General features: G+C 64.7%; 18 protein-coding genes and 1 pseudogene. 16 read left to right on the top strand and 3 right to left on the bottom strand.

Going from position 1 to position 18,225, the window contains the following annotated elements; genetic code table 11:
* Positions 1-41 precede the first annotated feature (41 nt).
* From J2X58_RS01600 to J2X58_RS01590, 3 genes are all read right to left on the bottom strand, one after another.
* On the bottom strand, positions 42-548 hold the full coding sequence (locus J2X58_RS01600; protein ID WP_310046077.1) for a regulatory protein RecX: 507 nt from the start codon (positions 546-548) through the stop codon (positions 42-44).
* Entirely contained in the window at positions 535-1,575 is a 1,041-nt protein-coding gene (gene recA / locus J2X58_RS01595) for a recombinase RecA (RefSeq protein ID WP_090054529.1), read from the bottom strand. Before recA ends, J2X58_RS01600 begins: the two co-directional genes overlap by 14 nt.
* Positions 1,576-1,672: 97 nt before the next feature.
* Entirely contained in the window at positions 1,673-2,182 is a 510-nt protein-coding gene (locus tag J2X58_RS01590; protein WP_090054531.1) for a CinA family protein, read from the bottom strand.
* Positions 2,183-2,986: 804 nt separating this feature from the next.
* On the opposite strand from J2X58_RS01590, the gene J2X58_RS01585 reads away from it, so the two are divergent.
* The 16 genes and pseudogenes from J2X58_RS01585 to J2X58_RS01510 all read left to right on the top strand — a co-directional run bounded on the left by J2X58_RS01585 (position 2,987) and on the right by J2X58_RS01510 (position 18,209).
* Entirely contained in the window at positions 2,987-3,403 is a 417-nt protein-coding gene (locus tag J2X58_RS01585) for a hypothetical protein (RefSeq protein ID WP_310046073.1), read from the top strand.
* Positions 3,404-3,413: 10 nt separating this feature from the next.
* Positions 3,414-4,331 carry a type IV secretion system protein gene (locus J2X58_RS01580; RefSeq protein WP_310046072.1) on the top strand — a complete coding sequence of 306 codons (918 nt, stop codon included), beginning with the start codon at positions 3,414-3,416 and terminating at the stop codon, positions 4,329-4,331.
* 89 nt (positions 4,332-4,420) lie between these two features.
* Complete coding sequence (locus J2X58_RS01575; RefSeq protein ID WP_310046070.1) at positions 4,421-5,173, top strand: TrbG/VirB9 family P-type conjugative transfer protein; 753 nt, start codon at positions 4,421-4,423, stop codon at positions 5,171-5,173.
* Positions 5,170-6,483, top strand: a complete 1,314-nt coding sequence (locus J2X58_RS01570) for a TrbI/VirB10 family protein (protein WP_310046069.1) — start codon at positions 5,170-5,172, stop codon at positions 6,481-6,483. Before J2X58_RS01575 ends, J2X58_RS01570 begins: the two co-directional genes overlap by 4 nt.
* Before the next feature lies 1 nt (position 6,484).
* On the top strand, positions 6,485-7,555 hold the full coding sequence (virB11, locus tag J2X58_RS01565) for a P-type DNA transfer ATPase VirB11 (protein ID WP_310046067.1): 1,071 nt from the start codon (positions 6,485-6,487) through the stop codon (positions 7,553-7,555).
* Positions 7,552-7,983: pseudogene (locus tag J2X58_RS01560) on the top strand (lytic transglycosylase domain-containing protein); the annotation flags it as partial. The gene virB11 and the pseudogene J2X58_RS01560, both read left to right, overlap by 4 nt.
* A gap of 270 nt (positions 7,984-8,253) precedes the next feature.
* The gene (locus tag J2X58_RS01555) at positions 8,254-8,676 is read left to right on the top strand and encodes a TrbC/VirB2 family protein (RefSeq protein ID WP_310047873.1); all 423 of its coding nucleotides are present in this window, start codon (positions 8,254-8,256) and stop codon (positions 8,674-8,676) included.
* Positions 8,669-8,980 carry a VirB3 family type IV secretion system protein gene (locus tag J2X58_RS01550; RefSeq protein WP_090054539.1) on the top strand — a complete coding sequence of 104 codons (312 nt, stop codon included), beginning with the start codon at positions 8,669-8,671 and terminating at the stop codon, positions 8,978-8,980. Before J2X58_RS01555 ends, J2X58_RS01550 begins: the two co-directional genes overlap by 8 nt.
* 47 nt (positions 8,981-9,027) lie before the next feature.
* On the top strand, positions 9,028-11,472 hold the full coding sequence (locus J2X58_RS01545) for a VirB4 family type IV secretion/conjugal transfer ATPase (RefSeq protein ID WP_310046065.1): 2,445 nt from the start codon (positions 9,028-9,030) through the stop codon (positions 11,470-11,472).
* Positions 11,473-11,550: 78 nt separating this feature from the next.
* The gene (locus tag J2X58_RS01540; RefSeq protein WP_310046064.1) at positions 11,551-12,135 is read left to right on the top strand and encodes a hypothetical protein; all 585 of its coding nucleotides are present in this window, start codon (positions 11,551-11,553) and stop codon (positions 12,133-12,135) included.
* Between the two features lie 42 nt (positions 12,136-12,177).
* Complete coding sequence (locus tag J2X58_RS01535; protein ID WP_310046062.1) at positions 12,178-12,315, top strand: hypothetical protein; 138 nt, start codon at positions 12,178-12,180, stop codon at positions 12,313-12,315.
* A 24-nt stretch (positions 12,316-12,339) separates the two neighbouring features.
* Entirely contained in the window at positions 12,340-13,443 is a 1,104-nt protein-coding gene (locus tag J2X58_RS01530) for a type IV secretion system protein (RefSeq protein ID WP_310046061.1), read from the top strand.
* Between the two features lie 468 nt (positions 13,444-13,911).
* Entirely contained in the window at positions 13,912-14,124 is a 213-nt protein-coding gene (locus tag J2X58_RS01525) for a hypothetical protein (RefSeq protein ID WP_310046060.1), read from the top strand.
* 851 nt (positions 14,125-14,975) lie between these two features.
* The gene (locus J2X58_RS01520) at positions 14,976-15,455 is read left to right on the top strand and encodes a DUF4189 domain-containing protein (RefSeq protein ID WP_310046059.1); all 480 of its coding nucleotides are present in this window, start codon (positions 14,976-14,978) and stop codon (positions 15,453-15,455) included.
* A gap of 1,257 nt (positions 15,456-16,712) precedes the next feature.
* A complete protein-coding gene (locus tag J2X58_RS01515) occupies positions 16,713-17,180 on the top strand; it encodes a hypothetical protein (protein ID WP_090055828.1) in 468 nt (155 codons plus the stop codon).
* Positions 17,181-17,201: 21 nt separating this feature from the next.
* Positions 17,202-18,209, top strand: a complete 1,008-nt coding sequence (locus J2X58_RS01510) for a VirB8/TrbF family protein (RefSeq protein ID WP_310046057.1) — start codon at positions 17,202-17,204, stop codon at positions 18,207-18,209.
* The last annotated feature ends 16 nt before the right edge of the window (positions 18,210-18,225 follow it).

Genomic DNA, 18,225 nt, shown 5'->3' with positions numbered 1-18,225 from the left:
GTCGCGCAAGACGCTCCGTCCAGAATCAAGGCTCGCTGCCTTCAGTCGTCGTCGGCGTCTTCCGCATCGGCGTGGGTAAGAACACGTACTGTGGCGGCGGCGAAGCCGCGACGCAAGAGGAATTGAGCCCGTCGAGCCCGCTCAGCGGGGTCGGCGGAGGGGCCGCCATACCGTCGGCGCAGCTGATTGGCCGCCAGATCGTGCCAGTCGACGTCGGCCGATTCGATCAGTTCGCGGACCGCGGCGTCACCGATACCCTGGCTGCGCAGCTCCGCGCGAATGCGGGCCGGCCCATAGCCCTGCCCCACCCGGCTGCGGACGAGCGCTTCGGCGAAGCGGCTGTCGTCCTGATAGCCCTGGTCGCCCAGGCGCTCGACGGCGGCCGTCGTTTCTTCACGCGCGAAACCGCCGCGCTCGAGCTTCTGCTTGAGTTCGCGGCGGGAGTGTTCGCGTCGCGCCAGGAGCCCCAGCGCCTTGTCGTAGGCCGTGCGGGAAGGGCGATCGGCCTTGCCGTCGCCCTTCCCCGTGCCCTTATCAGACTTCCTCAAGCTCGTCGGCCTCGGTCGAGGCTTCGGACTTGGTACCCGGCTTCACGAGCAGGCGGGCGCGGAGTTCGGCATCCACCTCGTTGGCGATGGCCGGGTTGTCGCGCAGGAACTGGCGGACGTTTTCCTTGCCCTGGCCGATGCGATCGCCCTTGTAGCTGTACCAGGCGCCGGACTTGTCGATCAGGTTCTCGCGGACGCCCAGCTCGATGATCTCGCCTTCGCGCGACGTGCCCTCGCCGTAGAGGATCTCGAACTCGGTCTGGCGGAACGGCGGCGCCACCTTGTTCTTCACGACCTTCACGCGGGTCTCGGAGCCGATGACCTCCTCGCCCTTCTTCACCGCGCCGATGCGGCGGATGTCGAGGCGCACCGAGGCGTAGAACTTCAGCGCGTTACCACCGGTGGTGGTTTCCGGGCTGCCGAACATCACGCCGATCTTCATGCGGATCTGGTTGATGAAGATGACCAGGCAGTTCGACTTCTTGATGTTGGCGGTGAGCTTGCGCAGCGCCTGGCTCATCAGGCGGGCGTGCAGACCCACGTGCGAATCGCCCATCTCGCCTTCGATTTCGGCCTTCGGCGTCAGCGCCGCCACCGAGTCGACCACCACCATGTCCACCGCGCCGGAGCGCACCAGCATGTCGGCGATTTCGAGGGCCTGCTCACCGGTATCCGGCTGGCTGACCAGGAGATCGGCCACGTTCACGCCAAGCTTCTCGGCGTAGGTGGGATCCAGCGCGTGCTCGGCGTCGACGAACGCCGCCGTGCCGCCGTTGCGCTGGCAGGACGCGATGGCCTGGAGCGTGAGGGTCGTCTTGCCCGAGGATTCCGGGCCGTAGATCTCGACGATGCGGCCACGCGGCAGCCCGCCGATGCCCAGGGCGATGTCGAGGCCGAGCGAACCGGTCGACACGGTGTCGATCTGGTCGTCGACCCGGTCGCCAAGACGCATGACGGCACCCTTGCCGAACTGCTTTTCGATCTGGCCGAGGGCACTCGCCAGCGCCTTGCGCTTATTGTCGTCCATCGTGGTTTCCGATCTCGTGTGTAGGTAGGTATCTTGCCGCAGCGTGATCTCAGGGACTGCGATCCGCGACCGGCAAGTTTGCCACAGGCGGCCGGGTTCAGCCCTGCAGTTCGGCGGTCATTCCAGCAAGCGCGGCCGCCACCGTCTGCCGCCGGACCGCCTCGCGATCCCCGTCGAAATGGAACAGCTTCGCGTGGGCATAGCCCCCGCGCCGTTTCCAGCCGATCCAGACGGTGCCAACGGGCTTGTCCGCGGTACCGCCCGACGGCCCGGCGATCCCCGTGACAGCCACCGCCACGCCCGCCCCGTAGCGCGCCAGCGCGCCCGACACCATCTCGAGGACCGTCTCTTCGCTGACCGCGCCCGTGCGCTCGAGCGTCCGCGGATTGACCCCGAGCAGGGACTCTTTCGCGCTGTAGCTATAAGTGACCACGCCCGCCTCGAACCAGGCCGAACTGCCGGGAAGGTCCGTCAGCGTCTTCGCGATCCATCCGCCGGTGCACGACTCGGCCGTCGCGACCATGACGCGCCTTTCCTGCGCCGCCGCGGCCACATCTTTCGCGAGGGCGGTCAATTCGGCGTCGGAAGGGGAGGTTTCGAGGGCCATGCGGGCTCCTTGGTAAAAGGCCACGTTCTACTCCCGGCTCCCCGCCTTGTCGATGCCGCAAGGGCGCGCCCCCGGCCCAACAAGGGTGCGCCCACCGCCTCCTTCCGCTTCCCACCTACCGAATCATCAGCCGCATCCTCTGCATCAGGCTGCCCGCGTTCAGGATCATACGAACCACGCAGCCAAGGCCTTAGCGACATCGACGGCGGCTTCCACGCCACGCGAGAAGCCCCGCAGCCGGTTCGGACGCAAAACACAATGCTTTCGTGCGATCAATGCGATTCGAACGTCACTGATACGTGACATAGAACGCCAGTGCAACCAGTGACGACCGCCTACCGCCGCGTCTGACAGGGAGAACAAAGAAACCACTAGCCAAAGCTACGCAAGTCGTTTATCGTCCCGCCCCGCGCACTTCTCGGGTGCCAGGATCATAAGATTCGACACCCGATACGTGCCATGTCGCGGCCAGATGAGCCGATGACGATCGAACCGGAGGACGCGTGCCCGACCAGGCGCCGTCGCCCAACTACAGGATGTAGTAACGATGAAGCAGCAATCTCTCGCCCCTCTCGCGGTGTCCGTCCCCCGCGCTGTCGGCGCTTCAAAGCAAGCCCATCGATCTTTCCGGTCGAGACCGCCGGCAAGTTGCGCCCGGAACCGCCTCTCCAGCGCCACCGCCTGACCGTCGCCGTGTCCCGCGCCGACCGGCGCGAACACTCGCTACCTGTGCCCGCGAGCCGCTTCCACCGGCAACGCGCTCGCGCGCGCCTGCAAACCACCACCCTGCCTATCGAGTCCGACGTGAAGAACTTCCCGCACCCGCTCCTGGCCCTGCTGCTCATTGCCACCCTTGCCGGCTGTGGCGTGCCCGGCCCGAAGGATTTCGGCGGACGCTGGCGTCCCGTGAATCGCTTCGACGACAAGGTCGTCGAGATGCCTTTGGAAGCACCTTATACGTACTACGTCGCGCCGATGGACGGCACGCTCAAGGCGCTCGTGACGCGCTGGACGAGCGATACCGGCATGAAGCTCGACTACCGCCTGCGGTCCGATTTCTCGCTGACGCGCCCTGCCGCGAAGGTGCGGACCACGGAACTACGCGATGCCGCCGCGCAGCTCACCGCCATCTACGCGGCGCAGGGCATCGTCGTGCGCATCGAGGGGCCTTCGCTTCTCGTCGAGCCGGGTGCGGCGGATGCCGCGGCCGGCGCACCGTGAGCGCACGTCGATGCTGAAGAAGCGCAACACTGAAAAGATAGCCCAGGCCGTCACCGCGGGCGTGAACTACGAGATTACGCTCGCCGACGTCGCGCGACGCAGCGAACGACGCGCCTGGACCGTCGCCATGGCCGCGCTGTGCGTCGCGCTCGTGCTTGCCGGCGGTTACATCGCCGTCCTGCCGTTGAAGGAGACCGTACCGTTCCTCGTCGTGTCCGATCCTTTTTCGGGCACCAGTACGCTCGCGCGCCTGACCGACGACCTGGTCGACCGGAAGATCACCGCAAGTGAAGCGGTCAATCGCAGCAACGTCGCGCATTTCGTCCTCGCGCGCGAGTCGTACGATCTCGCGCTGACGAACCTGCGGGATTGGCCGACGGTCCTCACCATGGCATCGCCCGAGGTCGCGCAGCCTTACATGGCTCTGCACGCGACCAGCAACGAGGCGAGTCCGTATCGGCAATATGGCAAGACGAGTGCGATCCGTGTACGGATTCTCAGCATCGTCCTCGTCGGCGACCCCGGACGGACGCCCAAGGGTGCGACGGTCCGCTTCCAGCGCACGGTATACGACAAGACGAGCGGCGCCACCTACCCGCTCGACAGCAAGATCGCGACGATCGCGTTCGTCTACAAGCCGCATCTGCGCATGGACGACCGGAACCGGATCGAGAATCCGCTCGGTTTCCAGGTCACGAGCTATCGCGTCGACAACGACTACGGCTCGGCGCCGCCCGCCGAAGTCGCATCCCGCAGGCCCCGTGCTGACGCGGCGTCGGAAGACCTCCTGACCGACGACGGCATCCCGCCTGCCCCGCTGGCCGTCGAGGCCGATGACAGCACCACCGAGCGTGCCACCCAACCATCTCGACCGACTTCTCCGACATCCGCCAAACGCGGCAACGCCAATGGAGGGCGCACCCGATGATCCGCACCACTCCCCCACGACTGCGATGTGCGCTAGCGCTCGTCGCGATCGCCAGCTCCCACCCGGGGATCGCGCAAAGCGCCGCATCCATGACAGATGCTACGCCCACGAGCCGCACGTCCGGTGTCGACACGTATGCGTATCAGCCCGACCGGATATACCCGATCCGCACGGGTCTCGGCATCACCACGCAACTCGAACTGAGTCCGAGCGAGACGATCCTCGACTACAGCAGCGGGTTCAGCACGGGCTGGGACATCGAGCGCCGCGGCCATGTCTTCTACGTGAAGCCGAAGAACGTCGACGTCGATACCAACCTCATGATTCGTACGGCGACGCACTCGTACATCTTCGAGCTCAAGGTCGTGGCCACCGACTGGCGAACGCTCGACCAGGCCCGACGCGAAGGTGTGCAGTACAAGGTGTCCTTCACCTACCCGCCCGACACGCGCTTCCAGCCCGAGACAAAGCACGCACACGGAAAGCGCGCCGAAGACGCGAGCCGGCCCACCGAGACGGCCGAACTCGATACCGGCCTGGTCAAGGGCCGCGACTACCACTTCGATTACGACTACGCGAAACGCCGCCGGACGGCGCCCTGGCTCGTGCCGAAACATGTCTACGACGATGGCCGCTTCACGTACATCCACATGCCCGACCTGAAGCGATTCCCAACCGGAAACTTCCCCACGATCTACATGCGCGAGAAAGGCCATGGCGACGACGAGATCGTCAACACGACGATCGAAGGCAACACGATCGTCGTGCACGGCACCTACGCCTACCTGGTGATCCGCCACGACAAGAATGTCGTCGGCCTGCGAAGGAACGCGAAAAAGTGAAGCCGCATACCCCGAATCCCTCTGACACCGACGATGTCGCCGCGGTCGAGCCGCCGAGCGCGAACGACGAGGCGCAGGTCCCCTTCGACAACCCGTACGCGCAGCGGCACGCGTCGCCGCCTCCGGATCTCGAGCGCAACGTGCCGCGCATGACGCAGATCGAGGTCCGCGACATGAACCGCAAGGCCTTGGGACTTCTCGCGGCCATCGTGCTCCTCCTTGCCGTCGCCGGCATCTGGCTCCTTCGGTCGGGAAGCACCTCCGACAAGACGGCAGCGCGGCGCGACGAGTCCGTATCGGTGCCGGAATCCCCTCTCCAGCCAGGGGCGTCCGAGAAGGCGCCCCCTGCCACGGGCTCCCATGAGCAGCCTGCGTCGACGCGCGACGGCTTTCCCATTCCCCTGGTTCCCGAGACGAGGTCGCGGCGCGCCGGTGCGATCGACGAACGCGCTCCGTCCCGCGATCGCGACGGTTCGCCCCAGACCGACGCGCCCGCGCCACGACCGCAAGGCCCGACGCTCGTCGAGCGACGCATCGCGGCCGCTCAGGCCGGGAGCGCGCTGGGTACGGGCGACGCCGGACCAGCGGCGCCCCCGGCGTTCCAGATGCCGAACCTCCCCGTGGTCGCGGCGGCATCGTCCGGCGACCTCAGCGAGATCCCGCCCAACGTGGCGTACAAAGCGAAGCCCCTGGCCGACGTGTCCAGCGCGGCGTCGTTGACGCACCCCGACACGCTGATGATGCGCGGCACCTACATCCGCTGCGTCCTTGAAACCCGCATTGTCACGGACCAGCCAGGCTTCACGTCCTGCGTCGTCACCGAGCCCGTGTATTCGTTCTCCGGCAAGCGCATGCTGCTGCCTAAGGGCTCGAAGGTGCTCGGCAAGTACGAGATGGAACCGAACGGCCCGCGCGTGGCCGTGATCTGGGATCGCATCGTCACGCCGACCGGCATCGACGTGAACATGGCCAGCCCGGGCGTCGACACCCTGGGTGGCGCCGGCCACCCCGGACACTATGCCGCTCATTGGGGCAGCCGCATCGGCGCCGCCATGCTCATCAGTCTCATGAGCGACGCGTTCAAATACGCGGCCGCCGAACACGGGCCACGACAGACCACCATCACCAACGGTGTCGTGACCGAAACCCCGTTCGAAAGCAACACGGCCGACACGATCCAGGAGCTCGCGAAGCAGGCCGTGCGGCGGCAGGCGAATCGCCCCGCGACCGTCACGATCAACCAGGGCACCGTCCTGGCGGTCTACGTCGCCAAGGACGTCGACTTCGCCGGCGTGGTGGCGCGTTACTAACATGGACGGCCAGACGCACGCCACGATCGCCCGCGGTTTCCTGGATTACCAGTACGAGGTGCTCGGCATCGCGCCGTTCCTCGCATCCCCCGACGTGACCGAAATCTGCATCAACCGTCCCGGCGAGCTCTACCTCGAGCGCCGCGGTGGGTGGCAGCGCGTGGAGGTACCGTCCCTCACGTACGACCGCGCGCGTCAGTTCTGCACCGCGGTTGTGAACGAAACGAACACCGGGCAACGCATCACCGATGTCGATCCGGTGGTGTCGCTGACGTTCCCCACCGGCCAACGCGCCCAGTTCGTCCTGCCGCCGGCGTGCGAAGCCGGGCGCGTATCGATCACCATCCGACTGCCTTCGCGGCAGTCGCGCTCGCTCGACCAATACCAGGCCGACGGCTTTTTCGAGCATATCCTCGAAGGTGGACCCGCTATCGACGCGGCCGACGAGGAACTGCTGCGACTTCGCGCGGAGCGGCGCTACGCCGAATTCTTCCGGCGAGCCGTGCTCGCCAAGAAGAACATCGTCGTCGCCGGAGCCACCGGTAGCGGCAAGACCACGTTCATGAAGTCGCTTGTCAGCCACATTCCCCACGAGGAACGGCTGGTGTCGATCGAAGACGCGCGCGAGCTGTTCCTCGACCAGCCCAACGTCGTGCACCTGCTCTATTCCAAGGGCGGGCAGAGCGTCGCCAACGTCACGGCGAAGAGCTGCATGGAAGCCTGCCTGCGCATGAAGCCCGACCGCATCATTCTGGCCGAGCTGCGAGGCGACGAGTCGTTCTACTTCATCCGCAACTGCGCGTCCGGCCACCCCGGCTCCATCACCAGCTGCCATGCGGGCAGCGTCAGCCAGACATGGGACCAGCTCGCGCTCATGGTCAAGGCGTCGACCGAAGGCGCCGGACTGGAGTTCGCCACCATCAAGCGCCTGCTCATGCTCACGATCGACATCGTCGTACACATCAGCGCGCACGCGGGTAACCGCCGGATCACGGGTATCGACTTCGACCCCTGGCGTACTCTCGGCGTCGAGCCGGCCGCCGAATCGTCCACGACGGGAGCCACGCCATGATCGCGCCCATCGACATGGCCGCCTGCCCCGACCTCGCCGTGCCCCACGCGGTCATGCAGCATGTCGTCGCCGTCGAGTCGGGCCGGAATCCGTTCGCCATCGGTGTCGTCGGCCGTCGTCTCGCGCGCCAGCCCGCAACGCTCGCCGAGGCGGTCGCGACGGCACGCATGCTCGAGCGCGAGGGCTTCAACTATTCGCTCGGCCTCGCCCAGGTGAACCGTAGCAACCTGCGCAAGTTCGGGCTCGACGACTACGACGTCGCCTTCGATCCCTGCCGCAACCTTGCCGCCGGCGCCCGCATCCTCGCCGAGTGCCGCGATCGCGCCGGCGGCGATTGGGGCAAGGCGTTCAGCTGCTACTACTCCGGCAACTTCCGCACGGGCTTCGAGCACGGCTACGTCCAGCGCGTTTTCGCCGCGATGGGCCGGGCCCCGGATCCTTCCCGGCCACCGGCAGCGGCGATGCCGGCCGCGACGCGGTACGAGGCACCGGCGACGCCATCCCTCGGCACCGACGCCGGCTCGAGCACACGCGCTTTCGTACCGCTGGTACGCGGACCGGCGGAGCCCCCTCCGGCCGCCACGCCTACACCGCGCGAACCCGCCGCCGATCCCAAGCCGGCCGTGCCCGGCGCATCGGATCCCGCATTCGTTTTCTGACCGTTTCCCTCAGCCCCAAGCGACAAGGAGTTCCACATGTTGCATTCCAACGCCCCGCATCCTTCAGTATTCGCGACCCGAAGCCTCCAGCGCGCGGTGGGGCTCGCGGCCCTGGCTACCGCCCTCCTGATGCCGGGACTCGCGCTGGCCCAGATCGGCGAAGCCGGCGAGAAAGTCTGCGGGTTCTTCGAGAACATCAATGCGCTGCTCAATGCGGCATCCGTGGTCGTCGTGACCATCTCCGTGATCTTCTCGGGTTACCAGATCGCCTTCGCGCACAAGCGCATCGCAGACGTCGCACCGCCGCTGATCGGCGGCGTACTCATCGGTGCGGCGGCGCAGGTGGCGAAGATGGTCGTCGGCGAAGGCGGCAGCGGCGGCACCAAGGCGTGCTCGCCGAGCGGCGCCTTCCTGATGGATGCCGTCGACGCCGCAATGCGGCTCCTGGCCTTCCATGCGTAAGGACGCCCTCTTCCGCGGCTGTACGCGTCCGCCCATGTTCATGGGCGTGCCGTACATCCCGTTCTTCCTGGGCGCGGGCACCTGTCTTCTGCTGGCCATGTACTTCAACTTCTGGCTCCTGCTGCTGATGCCGCCGGTGATCCTCGCGATGCGACAGATGGCACGGCGCGACGAGATGATCTTCCGGCTTCTCGCCCTCCGCCTCAGCTTCCGCACCCGGGTCCGCAACGTGTCCGCTCACGATGGCGCCTGGGCCTTCACGCCGAACGCCTACCGCGATGCGGCCCGGGAAAAGCGCCGGTAAACCTACGCCCTGGCTCATTCAGCCAGGGCGACACTCCGATCGATGCCATGTTCACACCCGACGCTCCCATCGCCAGCCACATCCCCCTCTCGACCCATGTCTCACCGACCGTCCTCAAGACGACCGGCGGCGACTACCTGCTGACCTGGAGGCTCGCCGGCCTGCCCTTCGTCGGCCGGGAACCTTGGGAGCTGGAGCACCGGCACCTGACGTTCAATCGCATGCTGCAGATGCTTCGCGCGCCCGACTACGTGAACGTCGCCTTCTGGGTGCACGACATCCGTCGGCGACGCAGCCTTCGCCACAAGCCGACCTTCAACCAGTCGTTCAACCAGCGCCTGTCCGACGGCTACCACGCGTCGCTGTCCACGCAGAAACTGATGCAGAACGAGCTCTATCTGACGATGCTCTACCGCCCCCTCGTGCACGGAAAAGCGCTCGCAGAGAAGGTCGCCGATCCGGTACGACTGCAGGCCGCGCAGGACCGCGCCATCGCGACCCTGCTCGATCTGGCAGGTACCGTCGAAGCGGTGCTGAAGGACTACGGTCCGAACCGGCTCGGCATGTACGAAGGCCCGAACGGCTTCGTGTTCTCGGAAGTCCTGGAGCTCTTCGGGTACATCCTGAACCGCGTCGATGAGCCGGTGCCGGTGCTGAAAGCGCCGGTGCCGGATTACCTGCCGCTCTCGCGCCAGCGCTTCAGTCCTCGCTCGGGCGACTTCGTGCTCACGACGCCCCACGGCGACAACCATTTCGGCGCGATCCTGAACATCAAGGAATACGTCGACGGCACCTGGCCCGGCATCCTCAACGGCATGAAGTTCCTCGACAGCGAGTACGTGATCACGCACTCGTTCACGCCAATGGGACGCCAGGACGCCCTCAAGGCGCTCGACCGCACGAAGGGCATGATGATCTCGTCGGGCGACAAGGCCGTGAGCCAGATCGTCGAGCTGGACCACGCCATGGACCAGCTCGCGTCCGGCAATTTCGTCCTGGGCGAGTATCACTACGGCATCGCCATCTACGCCGAGAGCCAGGAGGCGCTCGCCCAACGACTGGCCGCGGCCAGGGCGGAGCTGTCCAACGCGGGATTCGTCTCCGTCAAGGAAGACCTCGCCATCACGGCCGCGTTCTTCGCCCAGTTCCCTGGCAACTGGAAGTACAGGACGCGGCTGGCGAACGTCAGCTCGCTCAACTTCCTTGGCCTGTCGCCCCTGCACAACTTCGCCAGCGGCAAGGCCGACATGAATCCCTGGGGCGACTGCGTCACCACGCTGCAGACCAATAACGGTCAGCCCTACCACTTCAATTTCCACTATACGCAGCCGGGCGAGGATTCCCGGGGCGAGAAGGCGATCGCCAACACGATGGTCATCGGCAAGTCCGGCACCGGCAAGACCGCGCTCATCAACTTTCTGCTCAGCCAGGTGCAGAAGCTCGACCCGGCACCGACGATTTTCTTCTTCGACAAGGACCGCGGTGCCGAGATCTTCGTGCGCGCCTGCGGCGGCAACTACCTCGCCCTGGCGAACGGCGAGCCGACGGGATTCAACCCTTTCCAGTGCGAGCGAACCGAGGCCAACGTCCAGTTCCTTGCCGACCTGGTCAAGGTGCTGGCGGGCAAACGCGAATACACCTCACGCGAGGAAGAAGACATTTTCCGCGCCGTCGAAAACATCCTCGACACGCCCATGCCGCTGCGGAACCTGACCAACTTCCAGAAGAGCCTCCCAAACCTCGGCGACGACGGACTCTACGTCCGTCTGCGCAAGTGGACCGCCGGCCACTCCCACGGCTGGGTCTTCGACAACCCCGAGGACACCATCGATCTCAGCCGGGCCAACATCATCGGCTTCGATTACACCGACGTCATCGACAATGCCGAGGTCCGCGCACCGGTCATCAACTACCTTCTGCACCGGCTCGAAGCCCTGATCGACGGCCGCCGACTCATCTATGTGATGGACGAGTTCTGGAAGATCCTCGACGGCGGAGGCGGTCTCAAGGAGTTCGCGAAGAACAAGCAGAAGACCATCCGCAAGCAGAACGGCCTGGGCATCTTCGCCACGCAAAGCCCCGAGGACGCCCTGGCCAGCGACATCGCGTCGTCCCTGATCGAGCAGACGGCGACGATGATCCTGCTCCCGAATCCCAACGCCAGCCGCGAGGACTACGTGGACGGCCTGAAGCTCACCGAGGCCGAGTACAAGGTGGTCGTCGGGCTCGGCGAGCGCTCACGCAGCTTCTTCGTGAAGCAGGGCCAGTGCTCCGCGGTGTGCCAGCTCAACCTGCGCGGCCTGGACGACGAGCTCGCGGTCATCTCGGCATCGACCGACAACATCGACGTCATGCATCGCGTGCTCGACGAAGCCGCCGCCGCCCATGGCTCGCCCCCCAGCGCGCTGATGCCCGAGCAATGGCTGCCGCGGTTCTACGCCGAGCGCAAGGGCAGCGGAAAGCACGACGCTGCTCCGAAACGCGCCATCTGAAGCCCGAGGATACACATGGACACCAAGCCACCAACCACCCCGACGCCCCGTTCCGGATACCGTCGGCGACTCACACGGATGGCGCTCGCCGCGTGCCTGGCCGCGAGCCTCAGCGTCCGCAGTCCCGACGCTACAGCGCAGTGGATCGTCAACGACCCGGCGGCGATCGTCACGGCGATAACGGAGCACATACGGGAAGCGGCGCGATGGATCGAAACCGCCAAGCACTATGCCGAAACCGTCCAGCACTACGCCCAGACAACGAAGCACTTCCTGCAGCAGGTCGAGTTCTGGAAAGAACAGCTCGTCAAGCTGAAGGGCCTCAAGCTCGAGCTCTTCAAATCGGAATACGAGTTCAAGCGCATCGCGGAAGACTTCGGCGTCGCGGAAACGTGCCAGGGCGCCACCGGTGGCAGTCTCGACATCAAGTCGATCCTCAGCGCCCTCGCGTCCGATCTGAGCGGCGACATCGTGTCGCAGCAGAAAGAGGTCTGCGTCGCCATCGTCAAGGCGAAGAACCTGAAATACAACATGACGGTCGACTACTTCGACTTCGTGAAGAAGTCCACGGCCGATCTCGTCGAGGTGCACACCACACGGCTCGACAAGGTGACCCAGTCACTGGCGGACCTGAACTCGGTGCTCACCGATACGCAGCGCTAGTCGTCCAACCTCGAAAACGCCCGGGCTCAGTGGGAAACCAACATGAAACAGCAGGAAACGATTATCGCCATGCTCACGCAAAAGCAGTCGATCCTCTCCCGTCGCGCCATGAACGGCAAGCCAAGCGTATGGGGAACCCTGGTGAACACGCTGACCCTCCAGGCCGCTCTCAAACTCTGACCTCGCGAAGGAGCGCGGATCCTCATGTCCAATCTGGCCGACTACGTCTATTTCCGGCTCATCTACAAATTCCTCATTGCCCAGATCGACAAGTTCAGCACCGGCCTGCTCGAACGCGCCATGGCGTGGGCAAGTTTCGCCGCGCTTACCCTGGTGACGCTGTGGATCCTCATCCAGGGCTTCCGCATCGCGACCGGTCGATCGCGCGAATCGCTCATGGTCACGGTCATCGAACTCGGTCGTGTCGCCGTGATCGTCGCCGCCGCGAGCACGATGGCGGTCGCCGGGACGGGGCTGCGCAACCTGCTGACGCACGACGTCGACCGGGCGGTGCACTACCTTTTCACGGGTACCGAAGGCGATACCTCGAAGGAAATCGACCGCAACCTCGCCTACACGCAGATCGCGCTCGCCTTGCTCAACAAGGTGCAGGTCATGCCCGGCGACGACGAAATGCAGACGGCGAAAGAGCGATCGACCCTCATCGCCACCTTCGGCACCGCCAGCCCGCCCATGGTCGCCGGCGCGATGCTGCTCATCTACCACTTCGCCATGGCGCTCTTCATCGGCCTCGGCCCGATCTTCATCCTCTGCCTGATGTTCCAGCAGACCAAGGACCTGTTCAAACGCTGGTTGCTCTACGGCCTCGGCACCGTCTTCTCGATGGGCCTGCTCAGCGTGGTGGTGACGATCGTCCTCGACCTCACCGCGAGAGTCAGCGCCGCGATGTGGGCCGGCACAGCCGTCAACCAGCTCATCCTCGGCAACAACACCGAGGGCCTGACGAGCAAAGCCATGCAGCAAGGCGGTATCGGCCTGCTGCTCACCGCCCTCATCGTCTCCGTCCCACCCATGGCCGCCGCCTTCTTCCAGGGCACGCTCGGCAGCTTCATGAGCTACTCCGCCTTCGGCGGCGGCAACAACGGGTATGGACCGGATGGAAGGCCGCCTGGCTCGTGGGGTTCCGTAGCTGACGGGCGCGAAGAGTCAAGGGAGCGAGCTGGAGAAAGAAACCCCGGGAACGAGGGTGAGAACTTTGCTGGCCGCGTCTCATCGGCATCCCCACCTGCAGCAAACGACGCGATCAAGCGCGCGCCATCGATATCTCGAGAGGATTCCCCACGGTGAAGAAGCAACTATTTCTAGTCCTGATCGCCTACTCCTCAACATCGTTGGCAGAAGGTGGTTGCCCCCCAGGCCACTATCCCCAACAGGGCCAAGGTTGGCGCGCATGCGTGCCCGACCAGACGGAATACGACGTACCCAGGCGTTCCTCACCGCACTGGCAAGATCGATGGGCGGCCATGGCGACCGATGCGAAGGCTGCCGCGCTCGGCACAGCGGCGGGCGCACGAAGCAGGGAACTAGCCGAGGCTCAGGCGATACACGATTGCCGGCGACAGGGCGGCTCGACATGCAAACTTCAAATCTCACATGGAAATGGCTGTGTCGCGATGGCCGTCGGGGAAAGATGATGAACTTTATGCCAGGACGCGATCTCGAATTGGCCGAACGTCGCGCCCTTGATGAATGCGGCAGAACGGACAAGCGGTGCAAGATATATCACTCCTTTTGCAGTCTTGCCGAGCTCGTCCCGTGAGCGCGTGCACCGCCGTCAATCAGCTCATCCTCGGCAACAACACCGAGGGCCTGACCAGCAAAGCCATGCAGCAAGGCGGCATCGGCCTGCTCCTCACCGCCCTCATCGTCTCCGTCCCACCCATGGCCGCCGCCTTCTTCCAGGGCACGCTCGGCAGCTTCATGAGCTATTCCGCCTTCGGTGGCGGCAACAGGCTGCGCCCGCCGTAGCAGATGCCGCCAAACATCGCGGACCCACCGAACGCGCGGAGTCAATGCAGTGAAAAAGCTCGTATCACTAATGGCCATTGCCTTGTCTACCGAAGCATGGTCCGAAGGCGGATGCCCACCTGGGCAACTTCCGCAGCAAGGCCAGGGCTGGCAGGCATGCGTACCTGATCCGTCCGCTTATGATGGGCCCACGCAGTCGTCGCCGCACTGGGAGACTCGATGGGCGGCCATTGCCACCGATGGAAAGGCCGCCGCCTTAGGCACCGCCTCGCGGGCGCGGAGCGAGGACGCGGCAAAGGCGGAAGCCTTGGAGAACTGTAGGAAGCAAGGTGGCTCGGAGTGCAAGTTACAGATAACTCGCGACAACGAATGCGTCGCCATGGCCATTGGTGGGGACAGGATGTGCTTCAGTTCTGGAACTACTATCGAACGGGCGGAACGAAACGCGCTCGATCATTGTGTCGGAGCTGCGAAGCAGCCAAGGATCTACCATTCGTTCTGTAGCCCGGCCGAATTGGTCCCCTGAGGACACTCAGGTGAATGGAAGACGCCAACCTGACGAACATACATTTCGCGCCCGGCGTCTCCCGTGTTGTTTTCTAGGGTGCTCTGGCTAGCTCCACGAGCTACTCGCCTTCGGCGGTGGCAACACGGGTATGGGCCGGATGGAAGGCCGCCTGGCTCGTGGAGCCCATTACGGGAATCAAACGAGGGTCCTGAGGATCGCCGTGGCGGCGGTAGGGGTCTCGATGCCGGAATGCTTCTCGGCGGACGAATTTCAGGTTCACCCCAGGCCACGCCACGCGATGAAGTCAAAGCCGGGCGTCCAAACTTGAAGGAATAAGACACCAATGAAGTACGTTCTGATTATCGCCGCGACACTGATTCCTTATCTTGCATATGCCGAGGGCGGATGCCCACCGGGACACTTTCCTCAACAGGGGCAGGGGTGGCAGACCTGCGTTCCCGATCCAGAGGCCGCTCCGTCAGCACCGCCTCGGGCCGCTCCGCATTGGGAGGCACGATGGAGCGCCATCTCGGTTGATACGGAGATAGGCGTTATCGTGACGGCCGTCGGTTACGGAACCCAGGCCGAAGCAGAAAAGCACGCCATTCATGACTGCACGCGTCAGGGCGGCAACAGCTGCAAGGTCGGGCTGTCAGTAAAAAATGGATGCCTGGCGATGGCCGTTGGTGAGAAGAAGATAATGTTCAAATCTGGATCGGAACTCGAAATGGCAGAGAGTCGCGCCATGGAATCCTGCCTAGAAAAGAATCCAAAGTGCAGGGTGTTTCACTCGTTCTGTCGGAAGGCAGAACTCGTGCCGTAGACGGTCGACACCTCCACGATCTCATGTAATCAGACCGCGTCGACGTACGAATTCAGAACGACGATAGGTTTGGCCTGAAGACCTGAAGACGCGGCTCCGCCCTGTCAGCGCACTGGCCGCTGAAACGAAACGCGCTCGATCATTGTGTCGGAGCCGCGAAGCAACCAACGACCTACCATTCGTTGTGTAGCCCGGCCGAGTGGATCCCCTGAGGAAACCCGGCAACAGCGTTGACGGGCACGATGGAAGGCCACTGACTCGTGAGTCCGGCGCGGGGATCAGACGCAGTCTCGGTGATCGCGGTGGACGCGCCGGGAATTGGATAACGTCGCGCTCCATAGCGGACGGATGTCGGGCGCACCGCGATAGCGCCGAGCACATCCGCGTTTGGCCATCCGCATGATGATCGCCCGGCGGCGCGGTCATTGGATCTGGCTTCGCACGTCCTTACAGCGTGTCGCATGTCCCGCTGCCGAGAGAACGCCAGCAAGCGAGTCCTCGTCGGCATGCGGGAAAGCTTTCGGCATAGAGAGCACTGGCCTCGCCGCGCGGGATCGCCGGCGAGTTCGCGCGCGCCGCGAAAGCGCAAGCATGGCGACTCGCCGCGCACGAAACGACATTCGTGATCGATCCGTGAAGGTTGCGACGGCAACCTTCACGTGCCATGCACATTCTTGCGATTTCGTGAGCGTGCGCTCATGAGGAATGAGAATTCGGTCAACCGTTTGAAGCGTTTCATACACATTACATGCCGAGAATGTGTGACATAGCACGCGAAATCAGTGGCCTGGATGGGTAGTCAGAAAATTCTTGTTGCGTTACCTTTACGTCGCGGACAGGGTGCCGCGTAGGGGTGGGGAAAATCACGGTCGTTTCATCGCAACCCATGGTTGGCGCGTCATTCCGCCCCATGCTGCGTCGACCCTTCTTCGCTTGGATCAGATGCAAGGGCGCGAAAGCGCCCGCTACAGGATGTTGTATGGACGAATTGCATACGTTTCGCGCCGCGGTGGCGCGACATTCAGGTCGCCGCCGGGCGCCGTACGGCGCAGGGCCCGGCGTGTCCGCGACCTGCGGCGCAGGGCCTGCTCATCGTTGCCACCCGATCCGGCGCCAGGCCAGCGCGCGGGCGCATTTTCCCGTCGCGATGTAAACGGTTACACGGCCGCGCCGTCCGGCGAGCCCCTGGGCCGCCGACGATTTCCACTTGCCTCCTGATCGAACGAGTGCCGCGTGAATAAAGTCCTGACTCTTCCCCTGACCCTCTGCCTCGTCGCCGCCCTGGCGGCCTGCGGCACGCCTCCCGCCAAGGACTTCGGCGGCCAATGGAGGCCGGTGAACAAGTACGACGAGAAGGTCGTCGAGATCCCGCTTGCGGTCCCTTACACGTATTACGCCGCTCCGATGGACGGCACCCTGAAGAACATGCTGACGCGCTGGACAAGCGACAACGGCATGAAGCTCGACTACAAGCTGCGCTCCGACTTCACCCTCACCAAGGCGGCGTCCGGCATTCACACGACCGAAGTGCGCGATGCGGCGTCCCAGCTAAGCGCGATCTACGCGCCCCAGGGTGTGTCCGTGCTCGTCGATGGTCCCTCGCTCGTCGTCGAAGAAACCTCGGCGATCGTCCCCCATGCCGGCAGCGCGCCTTCGGCGCCGCAGGCGGAAGCGCAGACACGGACGACGATCGGTAGCGTCGCCGCCACGCCGAACGCCCACTGAGTCAGGAAGGCTGCCCGTACCATGCTCAGGAAAAGAAACTCTGCAAAGATCGATGCCGCCGTCGCCCAGGGCGTGAACTTCGAGGTATCGATCGCCGATATCGCGCGCCGCGGCGAGCGCCGTGCCTGGATCGTCGCGTGGTGCGCGGTCGGCATGTCGCTCATTCTGGCGGGCGGCTACTTCTACATGCTTCCGTTGAAGCAGACGGTGCCCTATGTCGTGCTGGCGGATGCCGCATCGGGTGTCTCGTCGCTGGCTCGCCTGTCCGACGACCTCGTCAATCGACGCATCACCTCCAGCGAAGCGGTCAACCGCAGCAACGTGGCCCACTTCGTCCTGGCGCGCGAGTCCTACGACCTTGCGCTGACCAATCTCCGCGACTGGCCGACGGTGCTTACGATGGCGTCGGAGCCGGTCGCAAAGCCCTACCTCGCGCTCCATGCGCAGAACAACGAAAAGAGCCCGTACAAGCTCTACGGCAAGTCCAAGGCGATCCGGGTGAAGATCCTGAGCATCGTGTTGCTGGGTGGTGGGCCCGACACTCCGCCGACGGGCGCCACCGTTCGCTTCCAGCGCAGTCTCTTCGACAAGACCAACGGCGCGACCACACCCATCGACAGCAAGATCGCGACGATCGAGTTCACCTACAAAGCGAATCTCGGCATGGACGACCAGTATCGGATCGAGAATCCGCTCGGCTTCCAGGTCATGAGCTACCGGGTCGACAACGACTACGCGTCGTCGCCGCCCTCGGAGGTCCTCGTTCCAGGCCAGGCGGCAACGTCGGCCGCCCAGCCGGTTTCGGACGACGGCTCGTCGTCGCTCCCTCAGGACGGCGCGCAGAATCCACAGGCGCTTCCGCCCGCGAACGCCCAGCCGACCGCGACGGCCATTCCTCTTTCCACCATTCCCGGCGACGACGCCTACGCGTCACCGCAAGGCAACGCCGGGGTCACCCCAACGCAGGCCACGGCACCGCCCGGGGCACGCACCAACCCTAGAAGCGCCGCCAATGGAGGGCGCCGTTGATGACCCGAATGCGCAA

It is taken from the genome of Luteibacter sp. 3190 (assembly GCF_031456385.1).
Lineage (GTDB): Bacteria > Pseudomonadota > Gammaproteobacteria > Xanthomonadales > Rhodanobacteraceae > Luteibacter.
Note: the sequence above shows the minus strand (reverse complement) of the source record. Positions and strands in the feature narration are given on the sequence as shown.

What these genes read in the sequence shown, in the direction of transcription:
- J2X58_RS01575 (WP_310046070.1), top strand. Translation starts at nt 4,421, where the DNA reads ATGACAGATGCTACGCCCACGAGCCGCACGTCCGGTGTCGACACGTAT.
- J2X58_RS01540 (WP_310046064.1), top strand. Translation starts at nt 11,551, where the DNA reads ATGGCGCTCGCCGCGTGCCTGGCCGCGAGCCTCAGCGTCCGCAGTCCC.
- J2X58_RS01590 (WP_090054531.1), bottom strand. Translation starts at nt 2,182, where the DNA reads ATGGCCCTCGAAACCTCCCCTTCCGACGCCGAATTGACCGCCCTCGCG.
- J2X58_RS01580 (WP_310046072.1), top strand. Translation starts at nt 3,414, where the DNA reads ATGCTGAAGAAGCGCAACACTGAAAAGATAGCCCAGGCCGTCACCGCG.
- J2X58_RS01545 (WP_310046065.1), top strand. Translation starts at nt 9,028, where the DNA reads ATGTTCACACCCGACGCTCCCATCGCCAGCCACATCCCCCTCTCGACC.
- J2X58_RS01510 (WP_310046057.1), top strand. Translation starts at nt 17,202, where the DNA reads ATGCTCAGGAAAAGAAACTCTGCAAAGATCGATGCCGCCGTCGCCCAG.
- J2X58_RS01520 (WP_310046059.1), top strand. Translation starts at nt 14,976, where the DNA reads ATGAAGTACGTTCTGATTATCGCCGCGACACTGATTCCTTATCTTGCA.
- virB11 (WP_310046067.1), top strand. Translation starts at nt 6,485, where the DNA reads ATGGACGGCCAGACGCACGCCACGATCGCCCGCGGTTTCCTGGATTAC.
- J2X58_RS01530 (WP_310046061.1), top strand. Translation starts at nt 12,340, where the DNA reads ATGTCCAATCTGGCCGACTACGTCTATTTCCGGCTCATCTACAAATTC.
- recA (WP_090054529.1), bottom strand. Translation starts at nt 1,575, where the DNA reads ATGGACGACAATAAGCGCAAGGCGCTGGCGAGTGCCCTCGGCCAGATC.
- J2X58_RS01535 (WP_310046062.1), top strand. Translation starts at nt 12,178, where the DNA reads ATGAAACAGCAGGAAACGATTATCGCCATGCTCACGCAAAAGCAGTCG.
- J2X58_RS01550 (WP_090054539.1), top strand. Translation starts at nt 8,669, where the DNA reads ATGCGTAAGGACGCCCTCTTCCGCGGCTGTACGCGTCCGCCCATGTTC.